We start from the raw sequence: 21,843 nt of genomic DNA, 5'->3' as shown, positions 1-21,843 counted from the left end.
CGTTATAAAAATAATCTGTAGTAACATCAGTCACAGGAGAATCCGATGTTTCCTCATCTTGCAAATTATCAACCAGCTAATCCTTCACTATGGCAAGGTCGGAAAGACACTTTAAATGCGGAGCGTTTTCATCAAAAAATTGCTTTTATCAATCATCCCGATGAGCTGATGTCACAAGAGAAAAAGACTATTTTTCTTGGTTTTGCTAGTGATGCTGGTGTAACACGTAACTTAGGAAGACCTGGAGCCAAACTAGGTCCGGATCAAATTAAAACACAATTGGCTAAGTTACCCTGTCCTATGGATGGGCCTTTTGTCGATCTAGGCACTGTCTTTTGCGATGGCGATAATCTAGAGTCGGCACAAAATCAATTTGCCGAATTAATAGGATTGTGTCATCACCGGGGGCATAAAACCATTGCCTTGGGAGGTGGACATGAAATCGCTTGGGCTCACTATCAGGGTTTGGCTTCCCATTATTCCAAATTAGGGATTATTAATTTTGATGCACATTTTGATTTACGTCCTTATAAGAAAGGGGATCTAGGAACCTCAGGAACTCCTTTCTCACAAATTGCTGAATACTGTAAAGAACGTCATTTACCCTTTGATTATTGCTGTATAGGTGTTCAAAAATTTGGTAACACCCCGACTCTCTTTCAAAGAGCGAATGAATTAAATGTCAGTTATCTTTTTGCCGAAGAACTCTTTGAAAAAAGTCAGGCCTGGCAAATGGCTTTTCTTGATGAGTTCATGCTGAATCTGGATCACATCTATCTGACCATCTGTCTTGATGTCTTAGCAGAATGCTTCGCACCCGGAGTAAGCGCGCCACAAGCCATGGGTCTTTTTCCTTGGCAAATCATACCCTTATTGAAATACATTATACAAAGTGGCAAAGTAGTAAGTTTTGACATTGCAGAGCTATCGCCACCACTAGACGAGGGGCAAAAAACTGCTAGACTAGCAGCTCTTATTATCGCAGAATTGCTAGATACTATTTAAGGAGCGTATTTCATGAAGAGAACCATGCTGTGGGGAGCTTTATTTACTTTGATGTGTACTCAAGTACAAGCAGAAGGGACTCAGCCACCTACGCAAACGCAAAACCCAGGTTCCGCCGCCATGCCAGTGACTAATCCAACACCGGTCACTACGCAAACCACACCGAATACACAACCAATGCAGGGAACTCAACAGGTTCAACCACAAGTACAAAACCCATCGCAAACAGTTGTTCAGCCACAAAATCAAGGCCAACCAACCCCTGCTCAAGTACAAAATCCACATCAAGCCCAACCAGGACAGCAAACCACAGTAACTCAACCACAAGCACAACCAGCTCCAGTGATCAATTGCGAATATAAAATTTCTGCGCAAACGAAAAGTATTGAACAATCTTTAGTTTTAACTTGGTCTGAAAAAGCAGTAGTGCAAGCCTTTGACTTTGCTCCAGCAACTTTAGATTCACAAATGCAAAAACTAAAACTTTGTTTTACTGAGCAAGGATGGGCGGGTTTTAATTCAGCATTAGAAAAATCAGGCAATATAGAAGCAATTAAAACACAAAAACTAACGGTAAGTAGCCAACTCGATGGCCAACCACAAGTAACTGAAGCGAAAGGCAATCAGTGGAAAATCACATTACCACTGCAAGTGGTTTACCAAAACGATAAAGAAAAAGTAACACAATTACTTAATGTTAATGTAACCGTTGGACGCAAAATGTCCGGGGATCTGGGAATTGCTCAAATGATCGCTACCCCAAGAACGCCTGGAGCTACGCAACAACCTAGTGGTTCAGCTACACCAAACAAAGAAAATCCTACTCCAACCACATCAGGTACTCCACCGACAAACCAGCAGCAGCCCACCACAACTGCACCTCACTAAATTTTATAGGGAAACGCAGCATTCTTAACAGTAGAATGCTGCATTATTTGATATAGGAAGATCATGCGCGCATTACCCACTGCTGTTTTCTGCTTGTTGGCTATCAATGCCCATGCAAACGTTATTCAATACTTTGCAGGATTAAGTTATAGCAATCCTTCAGGCTTGTTTAAAGTAAAAAAAGATTTATTCGTTATCGGTTCTACAAATAGTTATGCTGATCTAGGTTTTACTGGAAGTGTTCTTAATTTTAATACCTTGCAATATGGTTCCGGTGTAAATCATTCAAAAACATTCACCCCAATGCCTTATGGACGATTAGCAAAACGGTTAAATGAAAAAACAGTTGTTGGTCTTGATGTAACCGAGCCCTTTAACTCCAATTTGAATTCGGGCACAGATCGCTTTACTCGCTATGCCAATACTCAAAACTATCTTACTGATGTCGATGTCAGTCCTAAAATGTCTTATGCTTTAACCAAAAAGTTGCAAATTGGCGGAGGAGTAAACTTTAATTTTCTAGCCAATAATGAGGTGAATTTTGCTTTGCCAATAGGTCAATCAGCCTATGCTAACTTGGTTAATCCAACATCAAGCTTTGGTGTAGGATTTAATGTGGGAGCAACTTATTTTATAAACCAAACTAACTTTTTAGGCTTCACCTATTATTCTAGAATTAAGCAGAATACTACGGGAATAAGTACCCTCGGGCCTTTTATTAATCCTAGTCTCGCTCTTAGTTTCTATATGCCAACTACTATGGTTGCAAACTACGTTCATATTTTTAATCCCGAATGGCTCGCTAATTTTACAGTATATCACTCTCAGTGGAGCGCTAATCAATTTGTCCGCCTCTATAATACGGCATCGCCACCACCAATGAGTAATTTTTCTTTTAAAATGGGCTTTGGCAACTCGTTTGCTTATCTTGGTGCATTACGCAAGCAAGTCACCAAAGAAATGGGATTAACATTAGTTGGTATGAGAGATAATGGACCGGAAAGAAGTGATCTGAGAACAATCACTTTTCCGTCTTTTACACAGTACTTTATTGGCCTACAAGGGGATTATCATTTTAATAAGAGTACATCCATAGAGCTCTTATATGGGCATGTATTCTCAACTCCCAGTATTCAAAACCATGTGACTGTAAATAACAATGTAATTCCCTTTACCACAGGTAAAGTGAATATTAATGTTGATGTAGTTGATATACAACTAAAGGTTGAGGGTTAACTCTATCTTCCAATGGTAGTCGCTCGGTAATAGCGTTAGCTTAAGCCTTTGCAACGTAGCCCGTATTACTGGGCTACAATTATACGCCGCAGTAACGTCGGTTGGGCCAAAGGACACCCTCTCCCTTAACCTGATTCAACCATGTTTCCAAGACAATTAGATTTCCTAAGCTGTCTGTTAACGAGATCCCCAAGTTTTCATTGGAGCTTCGATTAAGAATTTGGTTATTGACTACATCAATTTGATAACTATAAAGCGGTTGGTCCGCTGTAATTGTGGTTTCTTTAGCATTGTTCTCAGTATAGGATTGAATGAGATATTTGTTCTCATTATCAGGAAGCCAGGGATTAGTTAAGACTTTTAAACTGCCATCGGTACCATACACATCAAACTGCCAAGACATTTCCCAATCATCAGCAGTTGAGACAACGGCCATAGCATCATCTGCAAATTTTAATAGAGCGCTTGCCTGATTATCAGTTTGCTTTTTTATATCGCATCGTCCTGTTGCAATAATTTCTACAGGCTCTGCCCGTGCAAGCAAGCGAATAAGTGATATGGGATAGCACCCTAAATTGCGAATACTGCCACCGGCTATGGGATTCGCTACCTGAGCAATATTTGCCGTATAAGTCGCAGTATATAATCTTATTGTGCCTAAAATGCCACTTTGAATTATTTCACATAATTGTGCAGTCAATGGATGACAGCGATACATCAATGCTTCCATACAAAAAACTTGTGTTTCTTCAATTACAGCCATCACTTCGCGTGCCTCTGCTGCATTGAGTACCAACGGTTTTTCACACAGTATGTGCTTGCCAGCCCGGGCGGCACGAATAATCCATTCTTTATGCAAATGATTGGGTAATCCTATATACACCACATCAATGTCTCGATCATCAAGAAGTGATTGAAAATCATCGTATGCTTTTGGAATTGTAAATTCATGCGCAAATCGTTGGGCGGAAGCCAGAGAACGACTGCCAACAGCAATTAATTGACCTGTTTCAGAAGTATGAATTGCCTTTGCCATTACTTCTGAAATAAAGCTAGTGCCTAAAATACCCCAATTAACTTCCTTCCCTAAAGTCATTTTATTTTCGTCCGTGAAGCTCCAATAAATGGAGGTTATTGTTGTTTAATGTTCGGGGGAGTTTGGACAAAGGAGCCTGATGTATCCTCAGACAGGAGCCCGACCTTGTCATCCAGAGAAACTTGCAACGAAGGATCTCCTGAATGTGACATAATATGTTTTGCAGGAGATTCTTCGCCACGCTCTGGATGACAGTAATAGTAAAAGTAGCAACTTATTGGCTGCAGTTCAAGACAGTTGCTACGTTGGATTATTTTCAATCCAACGTTTTCATTGGACTTAACGTTGTTGCACCGGCACCGCTCTTTTCACACCATTTTGATCTGGGTATGCAAGAATAGTCACTCTAGCGCCTACACGTAAAAACTCTTCGTTAAGCCATTTTGCAGCACTGGGAAGAATACGTACGCAACCGTGGCTTGATGGGTGCTCTGGGACTTCATAAGCTGCATGGATAGTAAATCCTTGATAAAAATACATGCAGTAAGGCATTTTTGCTCCACCTTTAGTATCGACTGGATACTCGCCTGAGCGACATTCCTTTCCTCGTTTATTATAGATACGGAAAGTACCAGTTACGGTTCTGCACGATTTAGATGAATCTTCTTCACAAAAATCAACACCTGCGGAACCACTCCCGGTCATCACACGCTTACCCTCTTCATCATAGGCAGCCCATGCAGACGCTTTAGGATCAAAAATAAACTCTTTTTCTCCAGTGGCTTTGATTTGCATAGGGAAATAATTGCGCCCTCTTTTATCCTTTAAATAATGAGTAGTTCTATGTACATATCCGGCGTCATCAGTAATTAAAGTAGATTCATCATATTCAACGCATGAGGATAAACCAAGACAAAGCGCTAAAGCCGCCCAAAACAACTTATTCATTTAAATTTTATCTCCACAAAAAAATTTCTATTCAGCCAGTTAAAGGGCTAAATGCGATGATTTGAATAGGGTCTTTTAGACCCTAATTATCTAGTCCTTTAGTCGTCTATACTTAATCCGCGATGGTTTAGTAGCATCATCACCTAATCGACGTTTTCTATCCTCTTCATAATCACTGTAATTGCCTTCAAAGAAAGTAATTTGTGAATCCCCTTCAAAAGCCATCAAATGAGTACAAATGCGATCTAAAAACCATCTATCATGCGACACCACAATGGCACATCCTGGGAAATTAAGAACAGCATCTTCCAATGCACGTAAGGTTTCTACGTCCAAATCGTTACTGGGTTCGTCAAGTAATAAAACATTACAACCGCTTTTCAATAATTTTGCCAAATGAACGCGGTTACGCTCCCCTCCAGAAAGCTGTGACATTTTCTTTTGTTGATCGGTACCTTTAAAATTAAATCGTCCAACATAAGCACGTGAGGGTATTTGGAAACTTCCCACTTGCATGATGTCATGACCGTCTGAAATCTCTTGCCAGACGGAGTTGTTGCCATTTAAGTCATCACGCATCTGATCTACATAGGCCAGTTTTACTGTCTCACCAATACGAATGGCGCCACTATCAGGTGCTTCTTGGCCGGTAATCATTTTCAAGAAAGTTGATTTACCCGCACCGTTAGGGCCAATAATTCCTAAGACACCACCTTTGGGTAATTTAAAATCTAAGTTATCGATTAAAATGCGATCACCAAAGGATTTACAAATCTTTTCCCCTTCCAATACTAAATCGCCCAAACGCTCGCCTGGTGGAATATAAATCTCACTGGTTTCATTGCGTTTTTGGAATTCTTTTGAATTTAACTCTTCAAAACGTGCTAATCGAGCTTTGTTCTTAGCGTGTCGGCCTTTGGGAGATGTACGAACCCACTCCAACTCTGCTTTAATAGAGCGTTGGTGAGCATCTTCTTGTTTTTTCTCCATCTCTAGTCGCGCTTCTTTCTGCTCCAGCCAAGAAGTATAATTACCTTTGTAAGGAATTCCCTCGCCTCTATCTAATTCCAAAATCCATTCCGCTGCATTATCCAAGAAATATCTATCATGGGTAATGGCCACAACTGTTCCTGGGAAGCCTTCCAGATAATGTTCTAGCCAAGCAACACTTTCCGCATCCAAGTGGTTGGTAGGCTCATCAAGTAATAACATATCTGGGTTGGATAATAATAATCGACATAAAGCAACCCGACGCTTTTCTCCCCCAGACAACTTCCCTACAATAGCATCCCATTCTGGTAATCTTAAGGCATCGGCTGCAATTTCTAATTTTCTATCCAAGTCCCAGCCGCCACCAGCTTCAATCTCATTTTGCAATTCACCCTGATCTGCCAATAAGGAGTTCATCTCATCATCACTCATTGGTTCTGCAAATTTCATGCTGATTGCATCAAAACGGGCTAATTTATCCTTCATTTCCGCCACGCCTTCTTCAACTATTTCGCGTACGGTTTTCTCTTGATCCAATATAGGTTCTTGCGCAAGGTAACCAATTTTAATGCCTGGTTGTGGTCTTGCTTCACCTTCAAATTGCGTATCAACACCAGCCATGATACGGAGCAGTGTTGATTTACCCGATCCATTTAACCCCAAGACACCAATTTTAGCTCCTGGATAAAAACTTAATGAAATATCTTTTAAAATAAATCGCTGGTTTTCAACGATTTTGCTCACCCGATTCATGGTGAAAATATACTGTGCCATAACTATTTTGCCTCTCTTAAAAACAAAGGTCTGTCGACAGAGCTGATCGCTGTGTCAACAATCCTACTACCAATCCAGTATCACTTTTCCAGATTGTCCTGAAGCCATAATTTCAAAAGCTTCCCGATAATCATCAACTGGAAAATGATGAGTCATGATGGGTTCTATATTCAAACCGCTTTGAATCATGGCAATCATTTTATACCAGGTTTCATACATCTCACGGCCATAAATCCCTTTGATAACCAAACCTTTAAAAATAACCTGATTCCAATCTATAGCAGTCTCTTGTGGAGGAATACCAAGCATAGCCACGTGACCGCCATGATTCATAGCCTTCATCAGATCATTTAAAGCCGTAGGATTGCCTGACATTTCCAAACCGACATCAAACCCTTCGGTCATACCTAATTCAGCCATCACGTCACTTAATTTCTCATGCTGAACATTAACGGCTTTAGTTGCCCCCATTTTACGGGCCAAGTCGAGTCGCAACTCATTCACATCGGTAATTACTACATGTCGAGCTCCGATATGTTTGACAATAGCAACTGCCATAATTCCAATTGGACCAGCACCAGTAATTAGTACGTCTTCTCCAACAACATCAAAGGCCAAGGCACAATGAGTTGCATTACCAAGAGGATCAAAAATTGACGCCTGTGCTCCAGTGATATTATCTGGAAGAACAATGACATTTGATGCAGGAAGAGATAAATATTCGGCAAAACATCCTGGTCTATTGACACCAACCCCTAAAGTGTTACGGCATAAATGACGTTTCCCAGCACGACAGTTACGACAAAAACCACAGGTTATATGCCCCTCACCAGAAACTCTTTGCCCTACTTTTAATCCCTGGACTTCCTGACCAACTTCAACAATTTCGCCATAAAACTCGTGACCTACTGTCATAGGAACCGGGATAGTAGCTTGCGCCCAATCATCCCAATTGTAGATATGGATGTCCGTACCACAAATGGCTGTTTTCTTAATTTTAATTAGTACATCATTAACGCCATATTCAGGAGTCGGCACGTCGTGCATCCAAATGCCACGCTCTTTTTTTGCTTTCACTAATGATTTCATGTAGCTCCTCAGAATAATTTCGTAAGGTTTACTAGGGGCTGCTTGTAATTCATCAGCTAAAGCCCAAATGTCTTGATTTTCTCGCAATGAAATACAGAGAATCAAAGCATTTGGGCCAAGATGATAGAATAATCAACAGCGCCTATATAACAGAAAATTCCTTGCCTACCGTCTCAAAAGCCTGAAGCGCTTTATCTAAATGATCCATATCAAGAGCAGCAGACATTTGAGTACGAATTCGCGCCAAACCTTTTGGCACTACTGGATAAGAAAAACCAACAACGTAAATACCTAATTCTAATAAACGATTGGCTATACGCCCGGCTAAAGCCGCATCACCTAACATGACAGGAATAATGGCATGTTCGCCAGGGATTAAGTTAAACCCTAATCGTGTCATCCCCTCACGGAAGTAACGACTATTACTTTTTAATTTTTCAGCTAAATGATTACTTTTCATCAAGTTATCTAAAACAACACAAGAAGTTTGGGCAATCATTGGCGCTAAGGTATTAGAAAATAGATAAGGTCTGGAACGTTGACGCAACCAATCGACGATGACACGATTTGCGGAAGTGTAACCGCCAGAAGCACCTCCTAACGCTTTACCGAGAGTTCCGGTAATAATATCAATTCGATCACTTACTCCGAAATGTTCTGGAGTTCCTCTACCTGTCTCGCCCATGAATCCAACCGCGTGAGAATCATCGACCATGACCATAGCATCGTACTTATCAGCCAACTCACAAATAGCAGGTAGGTTCGCCAGAATACCATCCATAGAAAACACGCCATCAGTAGCAATCAAACGAAAACGGGCGTTCTTCGCCGCAATTAATTGCTCCTCTAAGGCTTTCATATCATTATTGGCGTATCGGTATCGCGCAGCCTTACATAATCTAATTCCATCAATAATACTGGCATGGTTTAATGCGTCGCTGATTATCGCGTCCTCTTCCCCTAATAAGGTTTCAAAAAGACCGGTATTCGCATCAAAACAAGATGAATATAATATAGTATCTTCTTTGCCTAAAAATTGGCTGATCTTTTGTTCTAGTTGTTTATGAGGAGTTTGAGTTCCACAGATAAAACGAACAGATGCCATGCCATAACCGTATTCACTCAAGGCCTTCTGGCCTTCAGCAATTAATTGTGCATCGTTAGCTAAGCCCAAATAATTGTTAGCACAAAGATTGATAACCTCTTTATTATTGACCATTACATCTGCTTGTTGCTGACTAGAAATAATACGCTCTGCTTTATATAAGCCATCAGCTTTTAATGTTTCCAATTCAGTTTGCAAAAAATTAGTGAATTGCTCAAGCACTGTACTCTCCTTGGATAGCTAAAGTTGCAAATCATAACAAATTTTAAACATAGTCACCATGCAATACGGTTAAGAAAAATCAGAACTTTATTATTTTAGAACTAGAGCAATTGTATTAACCTAAGAAATATCTGGGGTTTACATGCTACAATAAATCAAATAGTGATTCTTAGCGCAATTGTTCTAAACTAATCACCCAATAAATTTGACAATTATGAAAACAAAATGATAATGTAATGCGCAATTTAAAATGATTTTGAGACTTATATGCCAAGTAATAATTTATCCATCACTGATCGCTATTTATCATCTTTTCGCTCTCGCAATGATGATTTTTCTTACAGAGCCATCAGAATATTAACCGCATTCCAAAAAGAACTTACTCACAATACCCCTGAACTAAATTCAGCTTATACTGATCTAGGCTATCATTATTGGTTAAATCATTTTGATAAAATCGAGATATCCAGCAAGGAATTGCCCAGTTATCTATTGATGCAAAAATTTATAGATGAGATAGAAAAATCAGGTGAAAAAACAACATTAACTGCTCTTTTTAAGAGATTCAATGAAGAAGCATTAATGCCCGCATTAAAAAAGTATCAGGAAGCTCTATATTCTTCTCTCTCATCTCTAACTCCAACTTCTCTAAGAGAATTAGAAACAATTTATAATGCTCTTGATTTCTGTCTTGAGAATCATTTAGGAAATAGACTAGAACAAATTAAAAGAAAAGGCTCGGGCATAATACAACAATTACAACAACAATTTAGTGAAGTGGGATTGACTCTTGAACTTATTAAAGATGGTTTTAATGCTGCCATAGATGTAGCTAGTGAGAATCAGGACTTACTCGTTGTAGGTATGTTTATGACTCAATTTAAAATCGTCTTAACAAATCAAAGGAACAAAACGAGTGACCTCCTTAGCTTAAAAGAAATAGCAAAGGAAGCCGAAAAACACCTATTGGAAATGCCTGAAATAAAAGAAGTGAAACAATTTCATTGGCTAATCAATTTATTTTGTAATTTTGTCAATAATTACATTGTCTATGCCTTCGAATCGCAACAAAGAAAAGATGTAAATAGATTTTTTAAACAATGGAATGAAGTAATAAACGAAGCTGAAAATCAAGAACTCTATGCAACCATACAAAGCTCTCGATAATCAAAACGGTTAAAGAACGTTAACTAGCATAGATTAAAACGATAGGGTGTCAAAACAGTCGCGTTAACCCAAGAAATATCTGGGGTTAACGGTCTATCATAAATCAAATCGTGAAAAGACAAAGAGTCAATGGAATAATGCCAGTTGGCAGCAACTAGCTATCTTACTCAGATTCACAAGTCAAGTGATTTTTAGCGTGATTGTCTTGATTTTCGAATATTAATCCTTAGCACATCAGTCAATTTCTTGCTAAAATCACCCCAAAGTTTTAACCTATACTCCCTTCGTAAAAGTCGTAATTTAATTAAAACAATACGAAGTATATAAACCCAATTAACTCGGTAGAACAAATGAGCAATCACAATGCACGTATTAACATGGTCAAACAACAGTTAAGGACTGGCGATGTTTTAAATGAATCTATCCTGGATTTATATGATCTAATTCCTCGTCACGAATTTGTACCAGAACTGTATACTCATTTTGCCTATTCTGACATGCAAATTCCTTTGGCTCATGACCAAAAGATGTTAACTCCTCTTGAGGAAGGAACCATATTACAAGCCCTGGAACTTCAGGGAACGGAAACTGTTCTAGAAGTAGGAACAGGTACAGGCTTTCTCACTGCGATGCTCAGTAAATTATGTAAACACGTAATCAGTATTGATTATTTTGCTGATTTCACATCTAATGCTGCGCGTAAATTACAAGCATATCAGTGTGATAATATTGAGCTAATCACCGGCGATGCATGTCGCGGATGGTTAGAAAAGGCACCTTATGATGTTATAGTGTTTACCGGCTCGTTACCAAAGCTAACCAAAACACACAAACTTCAGTTGTTACCTGGTGGGAAATTATTCGCCATAGAAGGCAAAGCACCTATAATGAAAGGGAATTTATACAGTTTGGATCATAATGATAATTGGCAAACATCATTGCTTTTTGAAACTGACATTCCCCCACTTTTGGATAACTTAAGGCCAAAAGAATTTGTATTCTAGGAACGTTTTGCATGAAAAAATCGTTGTTCTTTTGTATGGCATCTTTGTGTCTGACGACCCATGTCTATGCCACAGACCTCATGGATATTTACAAACAAGCCCTTGAGACTGATACGACATTTAAAAATGCTTATGATACTTATATGTCGAGTACAGAAGCTATTCCTCAAGCACGAGCAGCGCTTTTTCCTCAAGTTGGGATTAATACCCAGGCCGGAAGAAATGTTCAAAGAGTCGCTGATGGAATCTTTAGTTCCAATGTCTATTATGGCAATACTCAATGGCAAGTTACAGCTTCCCAGGCCGTTTTTAATTATCAAGCCTGGGCTAAAATACAACAAGCCAAGGCCTCTGTTAAAGCAGCTCAAGCAACATTTAACGATGCAGCTCAAAATTTAATTTTAAGAACCGCCAAAGCTTATTTTGATGTGTTGTTGGCTAAAGATACTCTAGAGTTTGCTGAAGCCAAAAAACGTGCCAACAAGCGTCAGCTGGATCAGGCAACACAGCGTTTCAACGTAGGACTGGATGCTATTACTTCGGTTTACGAAGCGAAAGCAGCTTATGATCAATCCATTGCTACTGTCATTGCTGCGCGCAATAACCAAATCAATCAAAGTGAAAATTTAAGAAAACTCACCAATCATGTGTATGATGAACTGTCTCGATTGAGAGATAGTAAAATCCCTCTGATTAAACCAGAGCCCAATAACGTTGATCAATGGATAGATACGGGATTAAAGCAAAACTATAAATTATATGCGGCCAAATATAATCTTGAGATGGCCAAAGAAAACGTAAAAGCCCTGTCAGCAGGTAACTGGCCAGTGTTTGCCATTCAGAGTAATGCCACACAAACACGTAATATATCCCGTGATACCAACTCCGTATTTGTTCCCTCGAAACAAACTCAAGCCAACATTGCCATTGCCATGAATTTCCCAATTTTCCAAGGTGGATTGGTTCAATCAAAAACCCGGCAAGCCCAATTTAACTATCAGGGCAGTAGTGAACAAATGGAGCAAACCTACAGAGATGTAGTGGTTAATAGTCGTATTGCATTTAACACCATTATTGACGGCATTAGTAAAGTCCGAGCAGACAGACAAACCATTATTTCACAAAAGAACTCTCTAGAAAGCACTGAGGCACAGTTTGAGGTAGGTACTCGCACCATGGTTGACGTAGTTAATTCCCAACAACGCCTATTTGAAGCACAACAGCAATTGGCAAGTGATCAATATAACTTGATTAATTCCATGTTAACTTTAAAATATCTTGCTGGTACATTAAACGTTAATGATTTAGAATTAGTCAACTCATGGTTAGCTACTACCAGGGTAAATGGATTTTATCCTGATAAAAACCTTGCTTCCAAATAACATATTCAGGTTGTTTTATGTCATCGAATTTATCTTCTGTCGAAAAAAAATTATTGCACTACACCGGTAAAGCAATTGCCGACTTTAACATGATCCAACGCGGTGATAGAGTCATGGTCTGCCTCTCCGGTGGCAAAGACTCATTCACCATGTTAACGCTATTAGAGCATTTACGGCGTCGCTCAGGAAATAAATTCGAGGTTTTTGCCTTCACTTTGGATCAAGCGCAGCCTGGATGGAATGATTCCGCACTGCGTCAATGGCTTGAAAACAAGAATATTCCTTATGAAATACTCAGCCGCGACACCTACAGCATAGTCAAAGAAAAAATTCCCGAAGGAAAAACCTATTGCTCTTTATGCTCTCGCCTAAGAAGAGGAATTATTTATCGCTATGCGGAAGAAAAAGGCTTTAACAAAATTGCTCTGGGCCATCATAGAGATGACTTGATTCGGACCTTAATGATGTCCATCTTATATAATGGTGACATCCGCTCCATGCCTCCTAAGTTATTAAGTGATAATAAAAAGCATATAGTCATTCGTCCTATGAGTTATGTTCAGGAAAAAGATATTATTGCTTTTGCCACAGCGCAGGCGTTTCCTATTATTCCATGTAATCTATGTGGCTCCCAAGAAAATTTAATGCGTAAGAAAGTAGCTCATCTGATTGATCAATTAGCTGCAGAGAATCCTAAAGTACCGAGTAATATTCTTCACGCGCTACAAAGTCTCAAACCAAGTCAATTAATGGATCAAAGCATGTGGAATTTTAAAAATTTGGAGCACGAATTAATTACTCCTCATGCTGATATTGAAGCCGAGGTTTTTCAAGCTGAAGAGTTTGAAATAATTGAGGATTAAGTGATTGTAGGTTAGGGAGAGGGAACGCTATCCTATTTATTCCTTTGTCAATGTAGCAACCTTGAACTGCATCCAATAGTTGCTATTTTTACTATTACTGTCATCCAGAGCGCGGCGAAGGATCTCCTGAAAAAAGTATTGCCCCCTTTAGGAACTCCTCTGGATGACTCGTAGTTCGGGCAATTAGTTGCCCGAACTACGAACAAATGCCTGGTTTGGGAGTTAATGACAAATACTGTTTCAAATAATTGACTTTATTACAATCTATAGTAGTCCAGTCATCTTTTAGAATTCCTCCGGTATTACCGCTATTAGGATTCCAATCCCAGTAAAACCAACTGGGCGAAACAGAATTTCCGTCTCCCATTTTAGTTAAATAGGTTGCTACATTGATTAGTGTTGCCACGTCTTGTCTATAGTACGGATCGCTAGGCTCAAATTTCCCACCAAACTCACCAACAGCGATAGGAAATAAATGGCAAGTACCATTGATACAAAAACCACTCTGATGGATATTATTTACATTAAAAAAATTATTAAACAAATAACCGTTTAAACGTGACCATGCAGCATAAGCCACTCCTTGATTTGAATGATCGGGGCCACCATTATTTGTTCCATCAGGCCCATAAATATGAGGAGAAATCACTATTTGATTAAGATAAGGAGCCGAAAGCAGCTGGGTAAAAAGGTTTTTAGGATTACTAATTCCTTGAGAAACCGTTACATCATCCGTAGCAAAACCATCACCCCAATTAGCGCCTAAAGCAGCTTGCCCTGTTCCTTCGATAAATAATAATTTGTTGGGATCAATAGCATAAATGGCCTGCGCTGCCGACATAACTCCTGTTCCCCAAGCAGTACCTTGAGCACTCCCTTCCCAAGTCAAGCCATGTGAATCAGGCTCATTGTACAGATCATATCCTACCATGGGATTATCACGAAACATTTGTGCAACACGTTGCCAACCGCTGATCCATTTTCCTTGGTTTGTCACGTAGGTATTGTCTTCATAGTGATCATCTATTAATACAAAAATGCCATTATCGGTAAATTGTTTAACGACCCATTGGAAGGTATGTAACGCGCTATCCCTAGGGACATTGGTATTGCAAGGACTACCTTTACAATAATTAGCAATACCACTAGGAGCGATGCTTGGATTGAAAATAAAATCAAATTGAAAAGGAATACGTACCGCATTAAATCCTAGAGATTTGATCTGACCCAACATCGTGTCAAAATCTGATTGCCATAATCCATTAACCACATGATTTTCATTATTAAACCCAAACCAGGAAACCCCTTTAAAAGTTATAGGGTTACCATTTTTATCAATAATATGACCATTCTTAGTAGTAAACGGTCCAATAGAACTGAGGCTATTAGCAACAGGCGTCACAGTAGACGTGGTTATATCATTATGAATACTGCTATTTACCCTATCTAAATCTGTAGACCTAGTGTCGCCCACTTTAAAGACAAAAGGTAACGAAGGTTGAGGGACATCAGTAGCAGCATTAAATTGAATAGTAAGCGGATTAGTACAATTAGGATCTGAAGGTAAAAACAATTCATCAGGTGTTTCTCCTCTCAATACTACTGCGGTACCCGCTTGATTTGCTACACGCCAACTTATCCCTAAATTTCCCCAGATATTGGTGGGCATTGGCGCCTTATAATTAAAAATAAATTCTATATTTTCTAAAGGAATGCTCTTGGAGGAGTTGTTGCATATGGAAATCGTTTCAACCCCTCGTGCATTATCTACAGTCACTTTAACCTGAGCAGGAGATAATGAAGTTTTAAACGGAATTGACAAGAGATAAAATGAGTCCTTTGACCATGCTGGTGACACAATATGAAAAGCAAATACGCTCATTAAGATAAGTCTTAGAAATTTTATCATTACGTTCCATTTTTAAATAAAATGGGTCACAGAATATCATTTTTAGATTATTTTTCAACCAACCTTTCCAATTAATATCACATTTGACTTAATTATTAATTTCTTGATTGATTTCAAACACAAAATAACTTACTGTAAACTAAAACAAATTGAACTAATTATTAATATTGAAGTTTTTCAGATTGACAATTTATTAAATTTTTTGGGAAATAAAGCAATAGAGAAAATAAGTTACTTTATGACCAATAAAAAAACAAATCTTGATTTATAAAATAAACACCTTAGTCTAAAAATAGGTTCCACCCCCTTTACAATAATGCAATCCACTCTTTACAATAATGCAACTTTGGATCCAGGAACTTTGAGATGATTGGAAAGAACATAATGAATCCGCGTAAATTTCGTGTATACACTAAACGCTATTTAAAATTTGATTTTGTAGCGGGAATAGTTGTATTCCTTGTTGCAATACCTTTATGTCTCGGTATCGCCTTAGCCTCTGGCGCCCCTTTATTTTCAGGAATAATAAGTGGAATAATCGGGGGGGTTATTGTTGGTACTCTAAGTGGATCTCATGTCAGCGTCAGTGGGCCTGCTGCTGGTATGGCTGCTGTCGTTGTTACTGCGATAGCTCATTTGGGTGATTTTAATACCTTTTTATTCGCTCTTGCTTTAGCAGGCTTATTGCAAATAATCATTGGTAGTTTTAAAGCAGGCTTTGTTGCTGATTATGTTCCTTCTAACGTGGTTCAAGGCTTGCTTTGTGCTATAGGTATTTTATTAATAATCAAACAGTTGCCTTTAGCATTCACTCTATCTGCCGACTATAATGAGCTAAAAACACATCTACTAGAGATTACAGAAGGATTCGCTATAAGCCCAATTTTAGCGCTTTATCACCATCTTAATTCTGGAGCCATATTAATCACTGTCGCATCATTAGCTATTTTAACTTATTTCGACTGTACAAAAAACAAACTACTAAAGGAAATCCCTGCCCCTATTGTGGTCGTTGTTCTGGGCGTACTGTTGAATGAGGTCTTTATTTGGAGTGACTCTTCGCTGGTACAAAGCTCACCCCAATTGGTCAATATCCCTAAAACAACGGGTTTGCATGACTTTTTTAGTCATCTGGAGTTTCCTTCTTGGTCTGCTTGGTCTAACCCCCAAGTCTATGTCTATGCTTTAATTTTAGGTATTGTCGCCTCTCTTGAAACACTACTTAATTTCAAAGCGGGTGAGCGCTTAGATAAGAAAAGACGCCATAGCTCCACAAATCAGGAATTGATTGCTCAGGGGGTAGGAAACATGGCTGCTGGTTTTATAGGCGGTATTCCCGTAACCTCTGTAATCGTCAGAACTTCAATTAATATTCAAGCTGGTGCTGCGACTAAAATGTCGACTATTTTGCACGGTCTTTTTATTTTATTTGCCGTTATGCTTATCCCAGGGGCTTTAAATAAAATCCCTTTATCGTCTCTAGCAGCAATATTAATTTATACGGGATACAAATTAAATAAACCCTCAATATACAGCAGTATCTATGCCCAAGGAATGGATCGTTTTATTCCCTTTATAGTGACGGTCATCAGTATTATTGTCTTTAATTTACTTGCTGGAATTTTAATAGGTCTATTTATCAGTCTATTCTATATCTTAAAATCAAATAGTCAGGCACGCATTGATATCTTTAAAGAAATTTATCCTAATGGAGTCACTAGCCGATTAGTGCTACCACAACAAATGACCTTCTTAAACAAAGCAGCCTTAATTGCTGAACTGGAATCCATCCCCAAACACTCACAACTTATTATTGATGCACGCTATAGCCAATACATTGATAAAGAAATTATGGAGCTGTTAGATAGATTTAAAGAAGAACAAGCCCCCACCAAACATATTGCCTTAAATTTAACTGGATTTAAGGACAGTTATAGAGTTCATAATTACATTGATTTCATTAATGTAACCACTTATGACGTTCAATCAAATCTCACTCCAGCCCAGGTATTGAATATTTTACATGAAGGTAACCAGCGTTTTCTCCAAGATATTCGTATTCACAGATCAAATCGCATAGACATTAAACATACAGCTAAAATGCAACACCCTATTGCTGTTGTTCTCGGATGTATTGATTCTCGGGTTCCAGTAGAAACTGTATTTGATATGACTTTTGGCGATATCTTTTGCGTACGCGTTGCTGGTAATGTCGTCAATGATGATATTTTAGCGAGTATCGAATATGCCTGTAATGTGGTAGGAGCTAAACTCATAGTAGTATTAGGCCATACTCGATGTGGCGCTATTCACTCCGCTTGCGATGGTATAGAAAAAGGGCATATTACTCAATTGCTGTCTAAGATTAAACCCGCAGTAAACGCTGAGACAAAAACTAAAGAGAACAGAACAGGACAAAATATTAATTTTGTTAATCATGTAACCGAACTGAACATTGCCAATACTCTGCAAAATATTTATCTGCAAAGTGATATCTTAAGAACTATGATAAAAGAGGATGAAATTGCCATGGTTGGAGCGGTATATGATGTAAATAGCGGCAGAGTGAAATATAAAAACTATGCTGAAGAATTCACCGCTTTAGGCAATGAAGAAAATAAAGAATTGGCTGAAAAACTCCAGCAAGTTATTACAGAAGCCAAAATAAAATAAGTTGAGTCCTATATAAAACCTGCTCACCTTGATATCCCTTCTCGGAGATGCACATCCTGGTCCCGCGGACAAAGCCGCGGGACATAGCAGGCAACACTTCAAATTGAAGATGCAAACCAGGCGATCCACCGAAATAACCGGCATAGTCTTGATGCACTAGCGCCCCCACTCCCTCATCATAATTCTCCAGGCAAATCATGACTCATAAACTGCACCCAAGTTTTTATTTTAGGTTGCATATAGCGCCCTGGATGATAGTACAAAAATACAGGAATCTGGGGCATACGGTATTGAACTAAAATTTCTACTAATTGTCCCTGAGACAATGCATTGGCTACTTGATAATGATGCAATGCGACTACTCCTAAACCGTTTATAGCAGATTCCAGCATGGCCTGAGCATCATTTAAATAGAGTATTGGCTTTAAATAAATGATTTCACCTGAAGAAAAAACCCAACAATCATTGGGCTCTCTCATGGTATGAGTAATATAACGGTGTTCTTGTAATTCAGCAGGATGCTCTGGTTGACCATGAGCAGTTATGTAGGAAGGAGAGGCACAAAATACATAACGTGTCGTCGTGATTTTTTTTTGAATTGAATTAGAGGCAACCTGCGCGGACATACCATAAACCACATCTAAGTCTTCTTCTAAAAGATGAGGTATTTGCTCTGCAATAAGCAAATCTAGAGTTACTCGCGGGTAGGTTCTCATATATGCTGATAAGCGAGGAATAATGAAATGCTCAGCGAAATAACGCGAACTTTTCACACGTAATAAACCAGAGGGTTCGTCTTTTGCCGCAGCAATAACTCCATCGGCCTTATCTAAGGCAAGTAACACATGTTGAACTTCATGGTAGTAAATGCTCCCTATTTCAGTCAAAGTGACTTGACGCGTCGTGCGATATAACAACGCCACCCCAAGCTCGGCCTCTAATAGCCCTATTTGTTTACTAACAGCCGCAGAAGAAATTTCTAATGATTTGGCTGCACCAGTAAAACTGGCACACTGCACTACCTTACAAAAAGTTTGGATAAGTCCTAAAGTATTCATCGGCCTTCCCTAAATTTTATCGCAAATTACTGCATGATAAGTATATAATGATTCCCTTTCAACTTAGACTTTTCAGGAGCAGAAATGCGTGCGTCTCAATGGTTCTTATCAACCCTGAAAGAAACTCCTAATGATGCGGAAATAACATCGCATCAGCTGATGTTAAGAGCAGGTATGATCCGTAAACTGGGTTCAGGTCTTTACACCTGGATGCCATTAGGCCTTAAAGTATTACGTAAAGTAGAGCATATAGTTCGTGAAGAAATGAACAGGGCTAATGCCATGGAAGTATTAATGCCTGCGATACAACCCGCTGAATTATGGCAAGAAACTGGGCGTTGGGATACTTTTGGTGGGCAATTGTTGACTATGAAGGACAGCAATGAAAGAGAATATTGTTTTGGCCCAACCCATGAAGAAGTGATCACTGATTTGATGCGCAACGAATTGCAGTCTTACAAGCAGTTGCCTGTTAACTTTTATCAAATACAAACCAAGTTTCGCGATGAAATAAGACCACGGTTTGGCGTAATGCGTGCGCGAGAATTTATCATGAAAGATGCCTATTCATTTCATTTAACTCTCGAAAGCTTGCAAAAAACGTATCAAAATATGTACCACGCTTATTGTCGTATATTTGATCGGATGGGGCTTAAGTACAGGGCAGTAGAAGCAGATACCGGTGCTATCGGCGGTTCCGCTTCTCATGAATTTCAGGTATTAGCTGACTCAGGTGAAGATCTAATTTTTTATAGTGATGCCAGTGATTATGCAGCTAATATTGAACAGGCAACTAGTTTAAAACCGCAGAAAGCAAGCCAACCAATTACTAACACCATGAGCTTGGTTGATACTCCAGCGCAAAAAACTATCGCGGAAGTCGCTAATTTCTTGAATATCGAAGCGAAACAAACGATTAAAACATTAATCGTTAAAGGTAGAGAACATCCGATGGTCGCTTTGGTATTAAGAGGCGATGATGAACTTAACGAAGTCAAAGCAATAAAAAATCATTTGGTTGCTACCCCACTCGTTTTTATAGATGAAGAAACCATATTAAAAACGTTAAAAACACCAATAGGCTCTATAGGCCCAGTTCAATTAGACATACCTGTCATTGTAGATCACAATGCTTTAGCAATGGATTCATTTGTTTGTGGAGCCAATCAAGCTGATAAACACTATATCAATGCTGCATGGGACAGAGATACTCGTTATCATGAAGCCTATGACTTACGTAATGTTAAAGAAGGAGATATAAGTCCTGATGGTAAAGGAACATTGCACTCTTGTCGTGGCATAGAAGTGGGCCATGTTTTTCAGTTAGGCGATAAATATGCAAAAGCAATGAATGCTGCGGTCATTAATGAGCAAGGCCAATTGCAAACCATGATGATGGGTTGTTATGGTTTAGGTATAACTCGTGTAGTTGCTGCAGCAATTGAGCAACATCATGATGCACAAGGTATTATCTGGCCTTTAGCTATAGCCCCTTTCCAATTGGTTATCATCCCTATTAATGGACATAAATCCCAAGCCGTTAGGGAACATGCTGATGCCCTGTATCAACAGTTTTCTGACTTGGGAATTGATGTATTGCTTGATGACCGTAATGAAAGACCAGGAATTTTATTTGCTGATAATGATTTAATTGGTATACCTCACCGTTTGGTTGTTAGCGATAGAAATCTGGAGCAAGGTTGCGTGGAATATAAGTCCAGAATATCCAGTGAGTCTCAACAAATCAATAGGGATATTGTGGTTGATTTCATTGCCAATCTGATTAATGTGACCTCTATATAAAGTGCCCTCGTAATGGTCTAGCGTCAGACCAAAGGCCTGACGCTACAATCAGTGCTGTTGTTTTTTACAATGCAGAATAGTCCAATAATTAAATAAATTAACTTTTTGGGAATTTAATAAATTAAATTGATCATAATCTAAAATGTGATGCATAGAAAAATCAGAGTTAAATCCTATTATATTATTGATATGAGCAAATTTTTTCTCTAGAAAGCGAGCGAGAGGTTTCTCCGAGGAAAAATGATTTACAAACACAATATCACTCGATGGTTTAGATACGCGGGCAACTTCATGCAGAAATGCATCGATATCAGGGACAACAGATGCAACATACATGGCCACTACAAAATCAAAACTATTATCTGGAAATTCTAAACTAGCCGCGTCCATAATTTTTAAATTAATATTAGTTTTTACTTTATCAGTAAGAACTCTCTCTTCAGCTTTCTTTAGCATCTTTTCTGAAATATCAACACCAGTAATATTCAAATCAGATCTATATAAAGGTAAAGACAAACCAGTACCCACTCCAAGCTCTAGAACATTTGCATTGGCAACCGCATTCTTATTTACTATATCGACAGTAACATGACGCCCCTCATTAAATACTCGGCCAAAAACAAAATCATAAAACCAAGCATAAGCATCATAAACTTTCCTTACTGATGAAAGAGACATACCAGCTCCTTTT

General features: G+C 38.8%; 17 protein-coding genes. 9 read left to right on the top strand and 8 right to left on the bottom strand.

Annotation, left to right across the window (positions count from 1 at the left end; translation table 11 throughout):
- Nucleotides 1-45: 45 nt before the first annotated feature.
- The 3 genes from hutG to LFA_RS02520 all read left to right on the top strand — a co-directional run bounded on the left by hutG (nt 46) and on the right by LFA_RS02520 (nt 3,129).
- Complete coding sequence (gene hutG, locus LFA_RS02530) at nt 46-1,005, top strand: formimidoylglutamase (RefSeq protein WP_045094784.1); 960 nt, start codon at nt 46-48, stop codon at nt 1,003-1,005.
- Nucleotides 1,006-1,017: 12 nt separating this feature from the next.
- On the top strand, nt 1,018-1,893 hold the full coding sequence (locus tag LFA_RS02525) for a DotI/IcmL family type IV secretion protein (RefSeq protein WP_045094783.1): 876 nt from the start codon (nt 1,018-1,020) through the stop codon (nt 1,891-1,893).
- Between the two features lie 63 nt (nt 1,894-1,956).
- Entirely contained in the window at nt 1,957-3,129 is a 1,173-nt protein-coding gene (locus LFA_RS02520) for an OmpP1/FadL family transporter (RefSeq protein WP_045094782.1), read from the top strand.
- Nucleotides 3,130-3,208: 79 nt separating this feature from the next.
- Here the strand turns inward: LFA_RS02520 and LFA_RS02515 are convergent, their stop codons facing one another.
- The 5 genes from LFA_RS02515 to LFA_RS02495 form a co-directional block, all read right to left on the bottom strand.
- Complete coding sequence (locus LFA_RS02515) at nt 3,209-4,225, bottom strand: Gfo/Idh/MocA family protein (RefSeq protein ID WP_045094781.1); 1,017 nt, start codon at nt 4,223-4,225, stop codon at nt 3,209-3,211.
- Between the two features lie 279 nt (nt 4,226-4,504).
- The gene (locus tag LFA_RS02510) at nt 4,505-5,113 is read right to left on the bottom strand and encodes a L,D-transpeptidase (RefSeq protein WP_045094780.1); all 609 of its coding nucleotides are present in this window, start codon (nt 5,111-5,113) and stop codon (nt 4,505-4,507) included.
- Between the two features lie 90 nt (nt 5,114-5,203).
- Complete coding sequence (gene ettA / locus LFA_RS02505; protein WP_045094779.1) at nt 5,204-6,877, bottom strand: energy-dependent translational throttle protein EttA; 1,674 nt, start codon at nt 6,875-6,877, stop codon at nt 5,204-5,206.
- A gap of 66 nt (nt 6,878-6,943) precedes the next feature.
- Nucleotides 6,944-7,966 (bottom strand): L-threonine 3-dehydrogenase, encoded by a 1,023-nt coding sequence (tdh, locus tag LFA_RS02500; protein ID WP_045097361.1) that lies wholly within the window; start codon nt 7,964-7,966, stop codon nt 6,944-6,946.
- Nucleotides 7,967-8,108: 142 nt separating this feature from the next.
- Nucleotides 8,109-9,293 carry a glycine C-acetyltransferase gene (locus LFA_RS02495; RefSeq protein ID WP_045094778.1) on the bottom strand — a complete coding sequence of 395 codons (1,185 nt, stop codon included), beginning with the start codon at nt 9,291-9,293 and terminating at the stop codon, nt 8,109-8,111.
- 267 nt (nt 9,294-9,560) lie between these two features.
- Here LFA_RS02495 and LFA_RS02490 point away from each other — a divergent pair, with 267 nt between their 5' ends.
- The 4 genes from LFA_RS02490 (at nt 9,561) to ttcA (ending at nt 13,709) form a co-directional block, all read left to right on the top strand.
- Nucleotides 9,561-10,460: a hypothetical protein gene (locus LFA_RS02490; RefSeq protein ID WP_045094777.1), complete on the top strand. Its 900-nt coding sequence runs from the start codon at nt 9,561-9,563 to the stop codon at nt 10,458-10,460.
- 350 nt (nt 10,461-10,810) lie between these two features.
- The gene (locus LFA_RS02485) at nt 10,811-11,464 is read left to right on the top strand and encodes a protein-L-isoaspartate O-methyltransferase family protein (RefSeq protein WP_045094776.1); all 654 of its coding nucleotides are present in this window, start codon (nt 10,811-10,813) and stop codon (nt 11,462-11,464) included.
- An 11-nt stretch (nt 11,465-11,475) separates the two neighbouring features.
- Nucleotides 11,476-12,846 (top strand): TolC family outer membrane protein, encoded by a 1,371-nt coding sequence (locus LFA_RS02480; RefSeq protein ID WP_045094775.1) that lies wholly within the window; start codon nt 11,476-11,478, stop codon nt 12,844-12,846.
- 17 nt (nt 12,847-12,863) lie between these two features.
- Nucleotides 12,864-13,709 (top strand): tRNA 2-thiocytidine(32) synthetase TtcA, encoded by an 846-nt coding sequence (gene ttcA / locus LFA_RS02475; protein WP_045094774.1) that lies wholly within the window; start codon nt 12,864-12,866, stop codon nt 13,707-13,709.
- A gap of 196 nt (nt 13,710-13,905) precedes the next feature.
- Here the strand turns inward: ttcA and LFA_RS02470 are convergent, their stop codons facing one another.
- The gene (locus LFA_RS02470; protein ID WP_084602093.1) at nt 13,906-15,618 is read right to left on the bottom strand and encodes a glycoside hydrolase family 5 protein; all 1,713 of its coding nucleotides are present in this window, start codon (nt 15,616-15,618) and stop codon (nt 13,906-13,908) included.
- A gap of 366 nt (nt 15,619-15,984) precedes the next feature.
- Here LFA_RS02470 and LFA_RS02465 point away from each other — a divergent pair, with 366 nt between their 5' ends.
- Complete coding sequence (locus LFA_RS02465; protein ID WP_045094772.1) at nt 15,985-18,291, top strand: bifunctional SulP family inorganic anion transporter/carbonic anhydrase; 2,307 nt, start codon at nt 15,985-15,987, stop codon at nt 18,289-18,291.
- A 176-nt stretch (nt 18,292-18,467) separates the two neighbouring features.
- Here LFA_RS02465 and LFA_RS02455 read toward each other — a convergent pair whose 3' ends face one another.
- The gene (locus tag LFA_RS02455; RefSeq protein ID WP_045094770.1) at nt 18,468-19,349 is read right to left on the bottom strand and encodes a LysR family transcriptional regulator; all 882 of its coding nucleotides are present in this window, start codon (nt 19,347-19,349) and stop codon (nt 18,468-18,470) included.
- Between the two features lie 84 nt (nt 19,350-19,433).
- Here LFA_RS02455 and LFA_RS02450 point away from each other — a divergent pair, with 84 nt between their 5' ends.
- A complete protein-coding gene (locus tag LFA_RS02450; protein ID WP_045094769.1) occupies nt 19,434-21,152 on the top strand; it encodes a proline--tRNA ligase in 1,719 nt (572 codons plus the stop codon).
- Nucleotides 21,153-21,200: 48 nt separating this feature from the next.
- Here LFA_RS02450 and pmtA read toward each other — a convergent pair whose 3' ends face one another.
- Nucleotides 21,201-21,830 (bottom strand): phospholipid N-methyltransferase PmtA, encoded by a 630-nt coding sequence (pmtA, locus tag LFA_RS02445; RefSeq protein WP_045094768.1) that lies wholly within the window; start codon nt 21,828-21,830, stop codon nt 21,201-21,203.
- Between the last annotated feature and the right edge of the window lie 13 nt (nt 21,831-21,843).

This window comes from Legionella fallonii LLAP-10, assembly GCF_000953135.1.
GTDB lineage: Bacteria > Pseudomonadota > Gammaproteobacteria > Legionellales > Legionellaceae > Legionella > Legionella fallonii.
The sequence above is the reverse complement of the archived record's forward strand: the minus strand, read 5'-3'. Positions and strand labels throughout refer to the sequence as shown.

Excerpts from the sequence above, each read along its gene's own strand:
- LFA_RS02485 (WP_045094776.1), top strand. The coding sequence starts at position 10,811 with ATGAGCAATCACAATGCACGTATTAACATGGTCAAACAACAGTTAAGG.
- ettA (WP_045094779.1), bottom strand. The coding sequence starts at position 6,877 with ATGGCACAGTATATTTTCACCATGAATCGGGTGAGCAAAATCGTTGAA.
- LFA_RS02455 (WP_045094770.1), bottom strand. The coding sequence starts at position 19,349 with ATGAATACTTTAGGACTTATCCAAACTTTTTGTAAGGTAGTGCAGTGT.
- LFA_RS02525 (WP_045094783.1), top strand. The coding sequence starts at position 1,018 with ATGAAGAGAACCATGCTGTGGGGAGCTTTATTTACTTTGATGTGTACT.
- LFA_RS02515 (WP_045094781.1), bottom strand. The coding sequence starts at position 4,225 with ATGACTTTAGGGAAGGAAGTTAATTGGGGTATTTTAGGCACTAGCTTT.
- LFA_RS02465 (WP_045094772.1), top strand. The coding sequence starts at position 15,985 with ATGATTGGAAAGAACATAATGAATCCGCGTAAATTTCGTGTATACACT.
- tdh (WP_045097361.1), bottom strand. The coding sequence starts at position 7,966 with ATGAAATCATTAGTGAAAGCAAAAAAAGAGCGTGGCATTTGGATGCAC.
- LFA_RS02510 (WP_045094780.1), bottom strand. The coding sequence starts at position 5,113 with ATGAATAAGTTGTTTTGGGCGGCTTTAGCGCTTTGTCTTGGTTTATCC.
- hutG (WP_045094784.1), top strand. The coding sequence starts at position 46 with ATGTTTCCTCATCTTGCAAATTATCAACCAGCTAATCCTTCACTATGG.
- LFA_RS02480 (WP_045094775.1), top strand. The coding sequence starts at position 11,476 with ATGAAAAAATCGTTGTTCTTTTGTATGGCATCTTTGTGTCTGACGACC.
- ttcA (WP_045094774.1), top strand. The coding sequence starts at position 12,864 with ATGTCATCGAATTTATCTTCTGTCGAAAAAAAATTATTGCACTACACC.
- pmtA (WP_045094768.1), bottom strand. The coding sequence starts at position 21,830 with ATGTCTCTTTCATCAGTAAGGAAAGTTTATGATGCTTATGCTTGGTTT.
- LFA_RS02490 (WP_045094777.1), top strand. The coding sequence starts at position 9,561 with ATGCCAAGTAATAATTTATCCATCACTGATCGCTATTTATCATCTTTT.
- LFA_RS02450 (WP_045094769.1), top strand. The coding sequence starts at position 19,434 with ATGCGTGCGTCTCAATGGTTCTTATCAACCCTGAAAGAAACTCCTAAT.
- LFA_RS02520 (WP_045094782.1), top strand. The coding sequence starts at position 1,957 with ATGCGCGCATTACCCACTGCTGTTTTCTGCTTGTTGGCTATCAATGCC.
- LFA_RS02470 (WP_084602093.1), bottom strand. The coding sequence starts at position 15,618 with ATGATAAAATTTCTAAGACTTATCTTAATGAGCGTATTTGCTTTTCAT.